Source organism: Paenibacillus sp. BR1-192 (assembly GCF_029542445.1).
Taxonomy (GTDB): Bacteria; Bacillota; Bacilli; order Paenibacillales; family Paenibacillaceae; genus Paenibacillus_AQ; species Paenibacillus_AQ lautus_A.
Map to the genome: position 1 here is coordinate 2,485,448 of NZ_CP120718.1, position 14,622 is coordinate 2,500,069.

General features: G+C 54.7%; 10 protein-coding genes and 1 pseudogene. 10 read left to right on the plus strand and 1 reads right to left on the minus strand.

The features are described 5' to 3' along the window. Positions 1 to 213: 213 nt before the first annotated feature. The 10 genes and pseudogenes from P0X86_RS10925 (at position 214) to P0X86_RS10970 (ending at position 11,486) form a co-directional block, all read left to right on the plus strand. Positions 214 to 3,668: pseudogene (locus tag P0X86_RS10925) on the plus strand (molybdopterin-dependent oxidoreductase). Beyond that, entirely contained in the window at positions 3,658 to 5,193 is a 1,536-nt protein-coding gene (narH, locus tag P0X86_RS10930; RefSeq protein WP_096773160.1) for a nitrate reductase subunit beta, read from the plus strand. The pseudogene P0X86_RS10925 and the gene narH overlap by 11 nt, the downstream one beginning before the upstream one ends. After that, positions 5,186 to 5,764 (plus strand): nitrate reductase molybdenum cofactor assembly chaperone, encoded by a 579-nt coding sequence (gene narJ, locus P0X86_RS10935; RefSeq protein WP_096773161.1) that lies wholly within the window; start codon positions 5,186 to 5,188, stop codon positions 5,762 to 5,764. The genes narH and narJ overlap by 8 nt, the downstream gene beginning before the upstream one ends. Beyond that, on the plus strand, positions 5,751 to 6,443 hold the full coding sequence (narI, locus tag P0X86_RS10940; protein ID WP_096773162.1) for a respiratory nitrate reductase subunit gamma: 693 nt from the start codon (positions 5,751 to 5,753) through the stop codon (positions 6,441 to 6,443). Before narJ ends, narI begins: the two co-directional genes overlap by 14 nt. A gap of 52 nt (positions 6,444 to 6,495) precedes the next feature. Beyond that, positions 6,496 to 6,960 (plus strand): GAF domain-containing protein, encoded by a 465-nt coding sequence (locus P0X86_RS10945; RefSeq protein WP_015734361.1) that lies wholly within the window; start codon positions 6,496 to 6,498, stop codon positions 6,958 to 6,960. Continuing rightward, a complete protein-coding gene (locus tag P0X86_RS10950) occupies positions 6,957 to 8,036 on the plus strand; it encodes a sensor histidine kinase (RefSeq protein WP_277748503.1) in 1,080 nt (359 codons plus the stop codon). The genes P0X86_RS10945 and P0X86_RS10950 overlap by 4 nt, the downstream gene beginning before the upstream one ends. Then, entirely contained in the window at positions 8,033 to 8,680 is a 648-nt protein-coding gene (locus P0X86_RS10955) for a response regulator transcription factor (RefSeq protein WP_277748504.1), read from the plus strand. Before P0X86_RS10950 ends, P0X86_RS10955 begins: the two co-directional genes overlap by 4 nt. Before the next feature lie 154 nt (positions 8,681 to 8,834). Further along, a complete protein-coding gene (locus P0X86_RS10960) occupies positions 8,835 to 10,349 on the plus strand; it encodes a nitrate/nitrite transporter (protein ID WP_277748505.1) in 1,515 nt (504 codons plus the stop codon). 52 nt (positions 10,350 to 10,401) lie between these two features. Next, a complete protein-coding gene (locus P0X86_RS10965) occupies positions 10,402 to 11,127 on the plus strand; it encodes a YwiC-like family protein (protein ID WP_277748506.1) in 726 nt (241 codons plus the stop codon). A gap of 122 nt (positions 11,128 to 11,249) precedes the next feature. Continuing rightward, positions 11,250 to 11,486: a DUF6953 family protein gene (locus tag P0X86_RS10970; RefSeq protein WP_009592569.1), complete on the plus strand. Its 237-nt coding sequence runs from the start codon at positions 11,250 to 11,252 to the stop codon at positions 11,484 to 11,486. Positions 11,487 to 12,118: 632 nt separating this feature from the next. Here the strand turns inward: P0X86_RS10970 and P0X86_RS10975 are convergent. Beyond that, positions 12,119 to 14,614, minus strand: coding sequence for a glycoside hydrolase family 38 N-terminal domain-containing protein (locus P0X86_RS10975; RefSeq protein ID WP_277748507.1), 2,496 nt, complete (start codon positions 14,612 to 14,614; stop codon positions 12,119 to 12,121). Positions 14,615 to 14,622: the final 8 nt, after the last annotated feature.

Consider the following 14,622-nt stretch of genomic DNA (forward strand, 5'->3'; position numbering starts at 1 on the left):
AGATCATCAGATCTTGCGGGACACTTTTTTTCGTTTCGCAAGACGATCCGTGCTCGGATCGCCGCCTGACGTTAACCAAGGGAATTCTCGAAGGAATATAGGAGTTTCCCTAATAGGAACCGAGGGTGAGGCCGCTCATAATGAAGCTATACGAAGAACGGCACATTGATTCCCCAATCATTGTCATTCAAGCAGAAGGAGTTGAAGTGTCCTATGAGACGAAAGTCGGGGCTGAAGTTCTTCAAGAGAATGGAAAGCTACTCTGGCAATTGGTCCGTTCTGGAGGAAAAAAGCAGGGAATGGGAGGATATGTACCGCAAGCGCTGGTCGCACGACAAAGTGGTGCGGACCACTCACGGCGTGAACTGTACAGGCTCCTGCAGCTGGAAAGTGTTCGTAAAGAACGGGATCATCACCTGGGAAAACCAGCAGATCGATTATCCGTCCTGCGGGCCGGATATGCCGGAATTCGAACCGCGGGGATGTCCGCGCGGGGCGTCATTCTCCTGGTATGAATACAGTCCGCTGCGGGTGAAATACCCTTACATGCGCGGCCGGCTGTGGCATATGTGGAAAGAGGCATTGAACGAGCACGGCGATCCGATCGCCGCTTGGGCCAGCATCGTCGAAGATCCGGCGAAATCCAAATCCTATAAACAAGCACGGGGAAAGGGCGGTCACGTTCGTGTATCTTGGCAGGAAGCCACGAAGCTGATCGCCGCCCAGTTAATCTATACGATCCGCAAGTACGGCCCGGACCGCATCGCCGGCTTCACGCCGATTCCGGCGATGTCCATGATCAGCTACGCTTCGGGGGCAAGGTTCATCTCCCTGCTGGGCGGCGAAATGCTCAGTTTTTACGACTGGTATGCCGACCTGCCGCCGGCTTCCCCGCAAATTTGGGGAGAGCAGACCGACGTGCCGGAATCGAGCGACTGGTACAATGCGGGCTACCTGATCATGTGGGGCTCGAACGTGCCGTTAACGCGTACGCCGGACGCCCATTTCATGACGGAAGTGCGATACAAAGGGACCAAGGTCGTGTCGGTCGCGCCGGACTATGCCGAGAATGTCAAATTCGCCGACAACTGGCTGGCCCCGAACCCCGGGACCGATGCGGCGATTGCACAGGCCATGACGCATGTCATTTTGAAGGAGTTCTATCATGAGCGTCAGGAGCCGATGTTCCTGAATTATGCGAAACAATATACGGATATGCCTTTCCTGATTCTCCTGGATGAGTTTGAGGGGGGTACAAGGCCGGCCGCTTCCTGCGGGCAAGCGATTTGGGCGATGCCTCGCAGCATGCCGAGTGGAAGCCGGTGATTATCGACGAGAACACGAATGATATCATCGTTCCGAACGGTACGATGGGCCAGCGCTGGGAGCAGGACAAGAAATGGAACCTGATTCTGGAACGCGAAGACGGGTCGGTCATTGCACCGGCGCTTTCCGTGGAGTCCCAGGGAGCGGAGCGGCAGACGATCCTTTTCCCGTTCTTTGATAACCGGGCCAACGGCACCTTCAAACGCCAAATTCCGGCGAAGAAAATTCAGCTGGCCGACGGAACCGAGCGTCTCGCCGCCACGGTATACGATCTGATGCTGAGCCAATATGGGATAGGGCAAGCGGAGAGCGGGCTTGCGGCTTCGGGATATGAAGATGCCGAATTCGACTACACCCCGGCCTGGCAGGAGAAATGCCGTCCGATCGAGGGCTGGTCCACGGTTGCCTTCGCCAAAGACTGGCAGGGACCGCCGCGGCAGCAAAATGCCACTTCGTTCTTCTATTTTGCGACCGACCAGTGGAAATACGAAGAAATGGGGGCCGATTCCCTGAAATCGCCGACGGGCGGGGAGATCCGGTACCGGCATCCGGCAGATTACAACGTTCTTGCCGCCAGGCTCGGCTGGCTTCCGTCCTATCCGCAATTCAACAAGAACAGCCTGACGTTTGCCCAGGAAGCGGCGCTGCAGGGGAAAACGAGCAATGAAGACATCGTGAAGCACACGCTTGAACAAATCGTGTCAGGGGATACCAAATTTGCGGCCGAAGATCCGGGTGCGCCGGAAAACTTCCCGCGATCGCTGTTCGTATGGCGCTCGAACCTGATCTCAAGCTCGGCCAAAGGGCAGGAATACTTCATGAAGCATTTGCTTGGCGCTTCGGACAGCCTGCTCTCGACGCCGAACGAAGAGGATAAGCCGGAGGAAATGGTGTGGCGCGAGGACGTGGAAGGCAAGCTGGATCTGCTGGTCGCGCTCGATTTCCGGATGACCTCGACGCCGATGTATGCCGATGTGGTGCTGCCGGCAGCGACCTGGTACGAGAAAACCGACTTATCCTCCACCGACATGCATCCCTTCGTCCATCCGTTCAACCCGGCGGTGGATCCGCTCTGGGAATCGCGTTCGGACTGGGATATTTACAGAACGATCGCTGAAGTCTTCTCGGACATGGCCAAAACGCATCTGCCCGGCGTATACAAGGATATTGTGACAAGCCCGCTGGCCCATGACTCGGCAAGCGAGATCGCCCAGCCGTACGGTGAGGTGAAGGATTGGCGCAAGGGCGAGATCGAAGCGGTTCCGGGCAAAACGATGCCGAACCTGACGGTGGTCGAACGCGATTATACGAAAATTTACGATAAATATGTGACGCTCGGGCCAAATCTGGCCACAGGCAAAGTCGGGGCGCACGGCGTCAGCTTCTCGGTCGCCGAGGAGTATGAAGAGCTGAAGCGCTTGAACGGAACTTATTATGACGACTCCATCAAAAATGGCCTGCCGAAGCTTCATACCGCAAGACATGCGGCGGATGCCATTCTGAATCTGTCTTCGGCTACGAATGGAAGAGTAGCGCAGCGGGCATGGGAAGCGGCGGAGCAGGATACCGGCGTGCAGCTGAAGGATATTTCCGCGGACCGCGCGGCGGAGCGCATCACGTTCCAGAGCATCACGGCCCAGCCGCGGGAAGTCATTCCGACGCCGGTGTTCAGCGGCTCGAACAAAATGGGAAGAAGATACTCGCCGTTCACGACGAACATCGAGCGGCTCGTGCCGTTCCGCACGCTGACCGGCAGGCAGCATTTTTATATCGACCACGAAATCTTCCTGCAGTTCGGCGAAGCGCTGCCGGTGTATAAACCGACGCTTCCGCCGATGGTGTTCGGCCCGCGCGACAAGCAGATTACCGGGGGCAAGGATACGCTGGTGCTCCGCTATTTGACGCCGCACGGCAAATGGAACATTCACAGCACGTATCAGGATAACCTGCACATGCTGACGCTGTTCCGCGGCGGCCCGACGGTATGGATCAACAATGACGACGCGGCGGCAAACGACATCCAGGACAACGACTGGCTGGAAGTATACAACCGCAACGGGGTCGTCACCGCCCGCGCCGTCGTCAGCCACCGGATGCCGAAAGGCACGATGTACATGTATCACGCGCAGGACAAACACATCAACGTGCCGGGCTCGGAAATCACGAAGGATCGCGGCGGCAGCCACAACGCGCCGACGAGAATCCATGTGAAGCCGACCCAGATGGTCGGGGGCTACGCCCAGCTCAGCTATGGATTCAACTACTACGGACCGATCGGCAACCAGCGGGATGTGTACGTGGCTGTCCGCAAAATGAAAGAGGTGGATTGGCTTGAAGATTAAAGCGCAGGTCGCCATGGTCATGAATCTGGATAAATGCATCGGCTGCCATACGTGCAGCGTCACCTGCAAGAGCACCTGGACGAACCGTCCGGGCGCGGAGTACATGTGGTTCAACAACGTGGAAACGAAGCCGGGCGTCGGCTACCCGATCCGCTGGGAAGACCAGGAGAAATACAAGGGAGGCTGGACGCTGAAAAAGGGCAAGCTGCAGCTGAAATCCGGCAGCAAGCTGTCCAAAATCGCGCTCGGCAAAATTTTCTACAATCCGGATATGCCGGAAATGAAAGATTACTATGAGCCCTGGACGTATAACTATGAACATCTGACGAATGCCGGGGAGAAGAAACATCAGCCGGTGGCCCGTCCGAAATCGGCGGTGACCGGCGAAACGATGAATCTGGAATGGGGCCCGAACTGGGAAGACGATCTGGCGGGCGCCCACGTGACCGGTCCGAAGGATCCGAATATCGAAAAGATCGAGGAAGAGATCAAATTCAACTTTGAGCAGGCGTTCATGATGTATTTGCCCCGCCTGTGCGAGCACTGCCTGAATCCAAGCTGCGTGGCGTCCTGTCCGTCGGGTGCGATGTACAAGCGGGACGAGGACGGCATCGTGCTGGTGGACCAGGAGGCCTGCCGCGGCTGGCGGTACTGCATGACCGGCTGTCCTTACAAAAAGGTGTACTTCAACTGGAAAACGAACAAGGCCGAGAAATGCACCTTCTGTTTCCCGAGAATCGAAGCAGGGCTGCCAACGGTATGCTCCGAAACCTGCACAGGCCGTATCCGTTACTTGGGCGTGCTGCTCTATGACGCGGACCGCGTACAGGAAGCAGCCTCCACGCCGGATGAGAAGGATCTGTATCAGGCGCAATGCAGCCTGTTCCTTGATCCGCATGATCCGGCGGTGATCGAGCAGGCGCGCAAAGACGGACTGTCCGAGGAATGGATCGAGGCGGCCCAAAACTCCCCGGTCTATAAGCTCGCGATCGAATACAAGCTGGCCTTCCCGCTTCATCCGGAGTACCGGACGCTGCCGATGGTATGGTACGTGCCGCCGCTCAGCCCGATCATGAACTATTTTGAAGGCAGGGATTCCATCGAGAATCCGGACATGATTTTCCCGGCGATCGAGGAGATGCGCACGCCGATCCAGTACCTCGCGAATCTGCTCACGGCAGGCGACACGGTCACGGTGAAGGAAGCCCTGCAAAGAATGGCGATGATGCGTTCTTATATGCGCGCACAATCGTCGGGGGCCGAGTTTGATGAGACTCGTCTGGCACGGGTCGGCCTGACTGCCCATCAAATGAAGCAGATGTACCGGCTTCTTGCCATCGCGAAATACGATGACCGGTTCGTTGTTCCGACTTCCCATAAAGAAAGCCATATGGATGTCTACCGTTCCCAGGGCTCTGAAGGATTCGGCGCGAGCTGCGGCGGCTGCGGTCCGGAAGGTCTGCAGGGCAAAACCGGCAAGGAGCTGTACGAAGAAAATTTCTATGGAGGGATCTGGCGTGATTAATCTCGGAAAGCTGCATGATTGTAAACATGTTTTCGGTTTTTTTGCTCAGCAGCTCACGTATCCGGAAAAGCTGGATTTCCATCCGTCCGTCATGGAGGAGCTGCTTGACTCCGCCGATCCGGCCTATGAATCCGTCAGAACGTATTGGACGATCATGCATGAATACAGCATGGAGGAGATTGAAGAGCTGTATGTCCAGACCTTCGACTTTCAGGCGAAATCCACATTGTATATGACCTATTACAAATTCGAGGACGGCCGGGAACGCGGGCAGATGCTCGCCAGGCTTAAGGAGACGTATGAGATGTTTGGCCTTGGCATCGAAGGCTCGGAATTGTCGGATTATCTTCCGCTGATGTGCGAGTTTTTGTACGCGGCGCCCTGGCAGGGCCGCGAGAAGGAAGCCGCGGAGAGCCTGAATTTGATGATGGCCGTCATGGAAGACGGCACCTATCATCTGCTGAAAGCCTTGGAGAAGTATAACAGCCCGTATGCTTATCTCGTTCAAGGGCTTCGCGGCACGTTCAAGGCGTGTCTCAGTCAGGAGGCTGCCGCTCATGAACATGATTGATCAATTTTTGTGGGTCATTTTCCCCTATGTATGCATCGTTGTATTTATCGTCGGTCATATTTACCGTTATCGTACGGACCAGTTTAACTGGACGGCAAAATCCAGCGAGTTTATCGAGAAAAAACATCTCAAGCTGGGCAGCCTCATGTTCCATCTTGGCATCATTCCGGTTATCGGGGGACACGTGGCCGGCCTGGCCATCCCCCAATCCTGGATGGAGTCGTTCGGCGTCAGCGACCATATGTACCATATCGGCGCGGTGTATATCGGAAGCGCGTTCGGCTTTTTAACGCTGGGGGGCATGATCTTGTTGACCGCCAGACGGTTTGCCATCCGAAATGTCCGAAAACTCAGCACCGCTTCCGATATGGTGGTCAATGTCCTCCTGCTGTTTATCGTCTTCATGGGGATGTACAGCACGCTGGTCACAAACGCGGTGCAGCCGGAATTCAATTATCGGGAAACGGTCTCGGTCTGGTTCCGCGGACTGTTTATGTTCCGACCGGAGGCTTCGCTGATGGAGGATGTGCCGCTGTCGTTCAAAATTCACATTCTTTCGGGATTTGGTATTTTCGGTTTGTGGCCGTTTACCCGTCTGGTCCATGTGTGGAGTGTTCCGTTGAATTATGTGGGCAGAAGATATATCCTGTATAGAAAGCACCGCAAATTTGAGTCGTAGGACGAGAGAAGGCTTCTTTAGCCTTCTTTTCTACGTCAGAGGAGTAATGGGGATGAAGAATCAGCCGATCTATGATTACCAACGTGAAATGGATAAGCTTCGGACCCGGTTTCATTTCGATTTCGTGTCCATGGCATTGGTGCAGCCGGCTGAAGACCGATTTGTATTGACCTGGCAGTATGCCTCGGGAAACATCAACGAGAGGTACAAGCGCATCGTGCTGCATTCCGGCAAGGGCATCGCCGGCATGGTGTTTAAGACCGGGAAACCGATGCTGATCCCGAATGTGAATGCGGATATTGAATCAAGGGACTTGTATAATTATCCGATTATCGTTGCAGAGCAGCTGAAGAGCCTCGGTGCCATACCGCTGTGGGAAGGCACGCGCGTCATGGGGGTTTTGCTTGTGGGATATCGTAAGGAGAACATGCTGGATCACAAGGCCTTTGCGTCTTTTCAGGAAGGTATAGGAACGGAATTTGGCGCTTTTTATGCCAAGGAGGTATCACGGCCGTGATTCAAATGACGGATGAGCATCTGAGCGAATTGCTGAGAAACATGTATCAGAACAGCATGGAAGCCATTTTTTTTATGGACGAGGACGGCAGCGTGGTCGCGATGAATCCGGCTGCGGAGAATATCCTTGACATTGAGGTGATCGAGAGGATGCACTCCGGACAGGACGGGTCCTTCTGCCAGACCTGCGAAGGGTACACCGACGAACAGGATCTCATCTCCTGCTCCAAATGCTATCTGGATTATCCGGATGGAGAATTCTCGTCGTTCCAAGTCTATCTGAAGACGCGGTCCGAAGGAATTGTTCCTTATGCGGCCAGTTACCATACCATCGATGAAGCCCGCGGCATCCGGGTGATGATGCTCCTCGATCTGACGAAGCAGCAGAAAACGCAGGAAATGCTGCAGCGGACGAATATGCTGAAATACGTCATCAAGGCACAGGAGGACGAGCGCAAGCGGATCTCGCGCGAGCTGCACGATAGCGTGGCTCAGGAGCTCTTAAGCTCGCTGGTCGACCTGCGCGTCGTTAAATATATGAATGTGGGCGAGGATGTGCTCAAGAAGCTGCACGAGACCGAGGCGTCTTTAACGAGGCTGCTGGATGATATCCGGCATTTGTCGGTCGAGCTCCGGCCCGCTTCCCTCGATGATTTGGGGCTGGAGGCTGCCTTCCGCTCCCATTTCAAATGGATCGGGAAGAATTACGGCATGCTGGTTGAATTCTCTGCCGAATTGGCGGCGGCCCGCTATGGCAGCGAGATTGAAACGGTGGTGTACCGGGTTTGCCAGGAAGCGGTGTTAAATGCCTTGAAATATTCGGGAACGGACGAGGTTCATGTCCGATTATGCGAGGAGAACGGCTGCCTTCAGTTAACCGTCCGGGACGATGGCGCCGGATTTAACATGATCATTGACGAAGCCAAGGGAACCGGACTCGGGCTGTACGGAATGCGCGAACGCGCTGAGCTCGTCGGTGGCCAGTTTACTTTGGTTTCCGCTCCCGGCGAGGGGACGACGGTTCAGCTGAAGATCCCGCTTACGAGCAGCGGCAAGGCGGAGGTGAGGGGAACATGAAAATTGTGATCGCGGATGATCATGCCGTGGTCCGCAGCGGATTTTCCATGATTCTGAATTACCAAGAGGATATGGAGGTCGTCGCGACGGCGGCAGACGGCATCGAGGCATACGCCATGGTGGCCAAGCACCGGCCGCAGGTGCTGTTGATGGATTTAAGCATGCCTCCCGGCGAGAGCGGATTGATTGCCACAGGCAAGATCAGCAGCGAATTTCCGGAAACGAAAATTTTGATCCTGACCATGTATGACGATGACGATTACCTGTTCCATGTTTTGAAGAACGGGGCTTCGGGTTACGTGCTCAAAAATGCGCCGGATGATGAATTGATTTCGGCCATCCGCATGGTCCATAAGGGAGGAACCTACATCCACCCCCAGATGGCCACGTCCCTGGTCCGGGAATTTATCAAGAAAGACAGCGAGAGCGCGGAGCAGGATCCGTTCAACAGTCTGTCCCAACGGGAGATTGAAATCCTGCCGCTGATCGCGAAGGGCTATGGCAACAAGGAAATCGCGGAAAAACTATTTGTATCGGTCAAAACGGTGGAAGCGCACAAGGCCAAAATCATGGAAAAGCTGAAATTGAAGAGCCGCCCGGAGTTAGTGGAATATGCGCTGAAGAAAAAACTGCTGGATTTTTAATTATGGCGCATAAGCAGGGTGATTGCGGTAAGGAATAGGGAAGTTCCCCGGAGAGATTCAGGGAACTTCCCTATTCGCATTGTGAATAGGTGCACGTACAATAGGAGCTGGGGATCAATATGCCATTCATTACGCTTTGGAAAAGGTGATGGGAATGATCAAAAAGCTGCAGCTTCCGCTGCAAACAATGAATCTGGTGCTTGGTTTTATGGTATGGGTCATCATCTCCGCGCTCCTGCCGTTCATAAGAGAAGATATCGCCATTCCGGCAGACCGGATCGCCATTCTGACGGCCATTCCGGTGGTCCTGGGCTCGGTTCTGCGGATACCGCTCGGCTATTACGCCAACGTGGTCGGAGCACGAATTGTTTTTATATCCAGCTTCATCCTGCTGCTGTTTCCGGTCTATTTTATCAGCTCGGCTTCATCCTTTACGCATCTGGTCATCGGCGGCTTGTTCCTTGGGATCGGTGGGGCCGTGTTCTCGGTGGGCGTGACCTCATTGCCGAAATACTATGCAAAAGAGAAGCTGGGACTGGTCAATGGGATCTACGGGATGGGCAACATCGGTACAGCCATTACGACGTTTGCCGCACCGGTCATCGCAACGGGGATCGGATGGTCAAAAACCGTCCAGCTGTATTTGATCCTGCTGCTGATATTTGCATTATTCAATGTTTTTTTAGGCGACCGCAAAGAAATCAAGGTGAAAACACCGGTCATGGAACAGATCAAGGGTGTATATAAGAATGAAAAACTGTGGTTTTTCTCGCTTTTTTATTTCATTACCTTTGGTTCGTTCGTAGCCTTTACGGTGTACTTGCCGAACTTCCTGGTTTCTCATTTTGAGCTGGCCAAGGTGGATGCCGGGATGCGGACGGCCGGGTTCATCATGATCGCGACTTTTTTGCGTCCCGTCGGCGGCTGGCTTGCAGATCGATTTAAACCGCTGTTCTTATTAATGGGCGTATTCCTGGGGCTGACGGCTGCGGCTATCCTGTTGGCATTCTCCCCGTCCATCGGCTTGTATACGGCCGGCTGCTTAACCATAGCCGTTGGTGCGGGTCTCGGGAACGGGGTCATTTTCAAACTCGTGCCCCTTTATTTCAACAAGCAGGCCGGCATCGTGAATGGCATCGTGTCCATGATGGGCGGTCTTGGCGGTTTCTTTCCGCCGCTGATGCTTTCCTTTATCCATTCGGTTACGGGGCAGTATTCCATCGGCTTCATGGCTTTGTCGCAGGTTGCGCTTGCGAGCTTCGTCGTTGTGGTATGGATGTACTACCAGGACAAACTTGCCGTGCAATCCGAGGTGTTTAACTCCACCGGCCAAGGGATTCTGGTAACGGATCCAGGCGGAAGGATCAGTGCCGTCAATCCGGCATTCACGAAGTTAACGGGATACTCGGAGGAGGAAGTGCTCGGCAAAAATCCGAGCGTGCTGAAGTCCGGGAGGCAATCGCCGGCGTTTTATCGCGCGATGTGGTCTGAGATTATGGAACGCGGAAGCTGGCAGGGGGAGATTTGGAACCGCAGGAAAAACGGGGAGGAATATTTGGAACTGTTGACCATTAATGCCGTAAGGGACGAATCCGGCGACATCATTCATTATGTGGGTACCTTTAGCGATATTACATACCATTCGTCCGGCAATGCTTCGAGCGGCTGACTAGAGATGAATCGTTGTCGGTGCGAGCTGATGGATGGAGAGGGAGAGAGGCATGAAAAAGACGAGGATTGTGATTCCTCGGGAGCATGGAGGCTGGGCCATGGTCTCTGTACCTTATTTCATCGGGATGGTGGCTGCCAAGCCGGCCCTTCTGCACCTTCCGCTGTTTTTGGCGTGGTTGTTTTTATATATGGCGTCCTATCCGTTTCTGCAATCCTTAAAGACCCCGGCCAAACGCAAAACCTGGATATCCTGGGGGACCGTTTATGCTCTTGTTGCCGCCGTGTTTCTGGTTCCGGTACTTGTTCTCAAGCCGTCGATGCTCTGGTTTGCGCCGGTCCTCCTCGTGCTGATCATGGTTAATGTCTGGCATGTCCTCCGCAAAGCGGAGCGTGCGCTGCTGAACGATATTTGTGCGATCCTGCTGTTCTGTACCGGAGGCGCCGCTGCATACATGCTGGGAGGAGGAGGTTTCGATCAGCTGCTAGCCGCCGTTGTTTCTCTGAATTTCCTATATTTCACGGGAACCGTATTCTTTGTCAAATCCGTATTTCGGGAGCGGAAAAACAGGCGCTGGACGGCATATGCCATCATGTATCATTCGGTGATGCTGATTCTGCCGATATTCCTCGGGCATCCGTGGATGTGCCTGCCGTTCTTGTTTCCGTTTGTGAAGACACTGCGGTATGCCGGAAAAATAATGAAACCGATGAAGGTCGGCATGATCGAGATTGCGGGTTCCATCCAGTTTTTATTGCTGTCATGGATCTTGATGTAACCTGCTTTCGCTATCGCGACGGCGAAATTGCACAGCTGCCTTCGGTCGGCTTCCATGCGAATCGACTCTGTCGTCCATTCTGTTATAATAAGGGAATGGAAACAGAAGGGAAGAATGCAAATATGGCATATACAGCACAGCAGGTGGCCGAATGGATGGTGGAGGAAATCCGGTTTACGGGCAATTTGTATCAGACGGAAGCCATCCGTTATGTACGCGAGAACTTCGGGGAAGAATTTGTCTTCGTGAACGAGAATGGAAATGCTTCGCTGTCCAAGGACGTGAAGAAGGCCTTCCGCAAACTGCATGGCGGCCGGATTGCCTGGGATCGCGACGGATTCATGTGGGCATGGACGTAATCCCGCTATAACCGAATAATCAAAAGACAGGAGAGGCCGGATCGGCAGGCCACATCCTTATATTAATGAGAACGAGGGTGCCCCATAAGATCTTAGATCTGGCGGGATGCTCTCTTTTTCTGTTAGGAGGCGCTCCGAGTACGAATCGTTCCTCCCATCGCTGTTGCCCCCAAATTTCTTGGAACGGTTCTAAGCAAGGATGAAATTCGGGGACAAAGGCGACCGCTCTCGCTTGTCCGGAATCGTTTCGTCCTCTCCGGTACGTTGTGCAGATCCCTCACTTTAATTAGCATACGAAAAAAACCGTCTCTTGGTAAAATGAAAGTGTTACCTATCATTTACGAAAGAAACGGTTGGAACACTATTTTGTCGACGGTACCAAGATCGAAGCCAATGCCAACCGCTATACGTTCGTCTGTGGTAAAGCGGTTGTCAAGCACAAGATGCCGGGATGGCTTTCACTTGCCGATAATCTGCTCAAGGCGGCCACGAACCGAAAAGCAAGAAATGGCGGTGCAAGGATAATATCCTGAGCACCGTCATTACTTCATTTGACACATTTTTTAATCTGACGAACCGTTCGTCAAGTGAACAACCCTACTTATTTATGGGGCAGCTGTTCTCATCATGAATCAATGGATCCGATGGATCGTGAATTGTCCGGTCGAGGCGTGCAGCGTCTTCGCCGTTTGCTGGGGGTCCAGCTGGCGATGGCGTTCTACCGCATAGCGGAACTCGTAGAAGCCGCCGAGCGTAGCCTTGAAATTGGTCTCCCAGTAGTTCGTCAATATCCAGGCATACGTGGAAGGACGGCTGTCCGCCGGCTGCATGGTGTGAAGCTGGCGCGGCCCGTGCTCCAGCGTTCCGAGCTGTACGAGCGGCGTGTCTGTCATGGACAGGGTCAACGCTTCCCGGTCTTTAGCCGAGTGCCAGAAGATTCCCTCCTGCACGCTGGTGTAATCGAGGCAGCTTCCAGGAATTTGATCCTTCCAAGGCCGGACATGGCATCCGGCTTTTTCGGCGTATAACTCGGCTTCCGTCCCCAGCGAGAACGGCAGGGCCACATAGACATTTTCCGGCAGCCAAACGCTGTCCTTGTGGAAGCGGACGGACACCTCGACACGAGGCTGGTTGGCAAACATCTTGATGTGGAGGGCATAGTAGCTGAGTCCCTTCACGTCGAACACCAGCTCGACCAGGGCAAACAGCGGTCCGTTGTCCAGCACGGTCGCCCGGGTTAAGCGCCCGGCATCCCGCTGGACGTTGGTGCCCTTCCGGTTGCGTCCCATGCGGCGGCGGGTCGAGCATATTTCGGATGGATTAAACTCATCCTGTGCCGGCGTAACCTCGTAGACAGGAGTGAATGCCCCGTGCTCGCGTTCGCCGTCCAGCAGGTCCGCCGAGCGTGTCTTATCGATCCAGGCCGTAATGCCATTGTTCATTTCCCATTCGATCCGGAAGAAGTTGGATTCGAGCGAACTCTTGCCCGCCACGATCGGATAGGGAGTCAAGGGCTGGGTCCAGATGTCGGCGATGCCTTCGCATGCGATCGGTTCGGTATTCCGCGCGGTCGCCATATTCCCGGAAGCAGCGAGAACATCTGACGATTCGTGCGCATGAATAAACAATATCCGGGACTCTCCCGCTTCAAGCGTGAGCTCCGTAACGAGTGCCCCCGTATGTGTCAATTGGTACGGTAGAGGCTTCCCGGTCGTTTCGTCGATGAGCTCGAACCTTTTCTTCAGAATTACGTGTTCCCAGCCATCCAGCGGTATGGCAACCTGCAGCGTAGCTGCGGCCGGTTCCGTGTTGATCACCTCGTAGCGTAAGGAACGATGGGGGGCAAGCAGTGCGCCCTGACGGGCAAGGAGCGCTTGGTCCAGCGCCCGGTAAGCCAGCTTGCTGGCTTCCGCCGCATAGGCTTGCTTTCGCACCTCCAGCATCTGCACCTGCGGATGCCAAGGCTCATACACGGAGGAATGGTAGCCCCAGGTATGCTCGGCGTACATGGTCAGCGCCTGCGAGGCCTCCTCGATCTCGGCGAGGCTCGCCGCTGCATGGCCCGGATCGAGACGCTTGACTTTGCGAAGCGTGCGCTGGGCATCCCGGTAAATCTGGGTATGCATCGCCGTGGAGGCGACCCCATCGGTCCACCAGTCCGGCCAATCCCCGCGGTGCACCGGAAGCGCGGACAGATCCTCCTGCTTCAAGACGGCAAAAAATTCGGAGAGCGTGGCCATTTTAATGGTGATTTGGTCGCCGAATTGTTCATTCCATGCGCTTATCCATTCCGCAATGTCGGCATTCGGGGACGCATTGTCCGTACCCAGGCCGGAGACCATGACGGGAACGAAGGAATACGGGTAGGACTCCTGCTCAAGATTCCATAAATACCGGTTAATCCGCAGGGCAGCAATGTCGTTGTGCCGCTCCTCGGGCTCCATCAGATTATGCTGAAGCTCATCCTTGATGATGTATTTGCCGAGTGCGTCAGGGCAGAACCCGAGCTCGTTGCCGAACATGTAATGCTCGCCGTTCCATACGAGCAGCCTGCCGCCGCTGTGGCTTTCCCACCAGAACGGGGTTTGTTTGCGGCCCAGCGGATACATGCCGTGGTGCGTATGGATGCAGGAAAACAGATGCTCGATGTTATTTTGCAGCAGGCTATCCGCATAACCCCAGCTGTACCCGTTGATGTCGGCGGTCATGGCGCTGTCGATCCGATGTCCGAAAGTGTTTGCATACCTTTGCGCCTTGCCGTGATTGCGCAGAAGGAGGTCGAAGTCCGGAAGCTCCGTCATGTTGAGATAGGTTCCGGACAGTTCGATATCACCGCGGATTACCGCTTGCTGAAAAGCCTCCTTTTCTTCCGTTGTGGCCGATTCGAGGAATTTCTCAACCGCCCAGAATGTTTCGCAAGTCCAGCGGAACGATTTCCATTCCGGACGTTCTCCGCGGTGTGCGGCATCCGTGATGCCCAGAGCCTGGCGGATAAAATCGACATGGTACTGCTCGATCCGTTCCTGGCGCTCGGTGTAGCCGATATCCGTGTGAGAATGATGGATGGCATAGATCGTCCAGGGACGGGCGGGTTTATGGCTTCCTTGGCGTGATATGTTCTTGTTCATATGATAGG

What these genes read in the sequence shown, in the direction of transcription:
- P0X86_RS10945 (WP_015734361.1), top strand. Translation starts at nt 6,496, where the DNA reads ATGAAGAATCAGCCGATCTATGATTACCAACGTGAAATGGATAAGCTT.
- P0X86_RS10965 (WP_277748506.1), top strand. Translation starts at nt 10,402, where the DNA reads ATGAAAAAGACGAGGATTGTGATTCCTCGGGAGCATGGAGGCTGGGCC.
- P0X86_RS10975 (WP_277748507.1), bottom strand. Translation starts at nt 14,614, where the DNA reads ATGAACAAGAACATATCACGCCAAGGAAGCCATAAACCCGCCCGTCCC.
- P0X86_RS10970 (WP_009592569.1), top strand. Translation starts at nt 11,250, where the DNA reads ATGGCATATACAGCACAGCAGGTGGCCGAATGGATGGTGGAGGAAATC.
- P0X86_RS10960 (WP_277748505.1), top strand. Translation starts at nt 8,835, where the DNA reads ATGATCAAAAAGCTGCAGCTTCCGCTGCAAACAATGAATCTGGTGCTT.
- narI (WP_096773162.1), top strand. Translation starts at nt 5,751, where the DNA reads ATGAACATGATTGATCAATTTTTGTGGGTCATTTTCCCCTATGTATGC.
- P0X86_RS10955 (WP_277748504.1), top strand. Translation starts at nt 8,033, where the DNA reads ATGAAAATTGTGATCGCGGATGATCATGCCGTGGTCCGCAGCGGATTT.